This window comes from Mesorhizobium sp. M7A.F.Ca.ET.027.02.1.1, from assembly GCF_004022985.1.
Lineage (GTDB): Bacteria > Pseudomonadota > Alphaproteobacteria > Rhizobiales > Rhizobiaceae > Mesorhizobium.
This window is the reverse complement of sequence record NZ_RZOL01000683.1, coordinates 1-1,806: the sequence shown is the minus strand read 5'-3', so window position 1 is coordinate 1,806 and position 1,806 is coordinate 1. Positions and strand designations below refer to the sequence as shown.

The window sequence follows — 1,806 nt, the reverse complement described above, 5'->3', positions numbered from 1 at the left end:
ATGTCGTAGAGCAGCGTCGAATTGACGACGCGGGTGTTGATCGAATGCAGGCTCGCCGCCGTCAGCAGGCCGGCGACCAGTGCGACGAAAGCGGAAAGCACATAGCGCAGCACCAGCATCGGCCGCACCGGAATGCCGATGTTGCGGGCGGCAACCGGATTGTCGCCGGCGAAGTAGATGTAGCGGCCCCATTTGGTGTAGCGCAGGAACAGGAAGAACAGGAAGGCCAGGCCGGCAAAGACGAACACCTCGACCGGAATATCGAGGAAGCGCAGGCCGCCGAGCAGCTCGACCCAATGGCCCTGCGGCACCGGCACCGCATCCTGCGTGATCAGCTGCGAGCGCACATAGCCGAAGACGAAGGAGCCTGTCGCCAGCGTCACGAAGATCGCGGGCACATCGGCATAGGCGACGAGAAAGCCGTTGAGCAGGCCGATGGCCAGCACACCGGCCAGCACATAGGCGAAGGCCAGCCCGTCCGGCGTTCCCGAATTCAGAAGTTGCAGATACCAGGCGACAGACATCGCCATGATCGCCACGGCGGAGAGGTCGATGCCGCGTCCGATGATGACGACGGCCATGCCGAGCGCAAGGATGCCCAGCACCGACACGGAGCGGACGATGGCGACGAGATTGTTGGGATCGATGAAACCCGGCAGGCCTATGGCCGCTGTAACGAACAGCACCACCGCTATGGCAAAGACAATGCCTTCCTGATTCAGGCTCCTGAAATTCGGCCAGCCGATCGTGTTCATGTCTGCGTTTGCCCCGATGGCAGCGCTGCCATCCCTGGGAAAGAACGCTAATCGGCCCAACGCCGGTTCGTCAAATGAATCCGCGCTCGGAACCCCGGCCGGCAGCGATATTTACCAAATGGACGCGTCGATTGCCGAAGCTGGCGCAATGCTCGGAAAACTCTGCACTTTTGGCAATTGCTTGCGCCATAGCCGCCACTCGCGAAAAGGCTGCACCAAGGCGAAAGGACAAGACGGAATTTATCTCCGCATCAGGCGGAAAAATCGATCTCAATTTCCCGGCGAGTGGCCGGAAACCTCCGCGCCCGCACCTGGCGGCAGCACGAGAAAACGCAACGCCGCCACCAGCCCGATGGCGCCGATCGCCAGGAAGGCTACTCGAAAATCCACAAGATCGAGGGCCGGCCGGTCCCTGGCGATCTGCGACAAATTGAGGATCGCCGCCGCCACCGCGACGCCGAACAACATCGCCACCTGCTGCAGCATCGAGGACAGCGTCGCCGCCGAGCTTCGTTGCGCCGCATCGATGTCGGCGAAGGCCAGTGTGTTGAGCGCGGTGAACTGCATCGAGCGCGACAGGCCGGCGATCAGCATCAACGCCACCACCAGCGCTTGCGGCGTCTGCGGTGAGATCGCAGCACATGCCATGATCGCCGCCGAAGCGATCAGGCCGTTGACGACCAGCACCGACCGGAAGCCGAAACGGCGCAGCGTTGGTGTCGTCACCGTCTTCATGCCGAGATTGCCGAGGAAATAGGCCAGGATCATCAAGCCGGCATCGACGGACGAGAGGCCAAAGCCGACCTGGAACAGCAGCGGCAACAGGAATGGCGTGGCGTTGATCGCCACCCGGAAAATGGTGCCGGCGGCAAGCGTCGAGATGGCGAAGGTCAGCACCTTGAACGAGGAGAGATCGAGCAGCGGATGCGGCGCGCCCCTGAGATGCCGCACCGCCAGCCAGCCGATGACGATGCCGGCTACGACCAGCAGCACCGTCGGTAAAACGCCGTCCTCCGGGTGCGCGATGCGTTCAAGGCCATAGAGAAGCAAC

The 1,806-nt window shown here is 62.6% G+C and carries 2 protein-coding genes; both read right to left on the bottom strand.

Annotated features, from left to right (window positions below; translation table 11 throughout):
* A partial coding sequence (locus tag EN749_RS35085) for an ABC transporter permease (RefSeq protein ID WP_145991159.1) occupies positions 1-755 on the bottom strand: 755 nt, incomplete at its 3' end.
* Positions 756-1,025: 270 nt separating this feature from the next.
* Positions 1,026-1,806: MFS transporter (locus tag EN749_RS35080; protein ID WP_128364887.1), on the bottom strand; the 781-nt coding region annotated here is incomplete at its 5' end.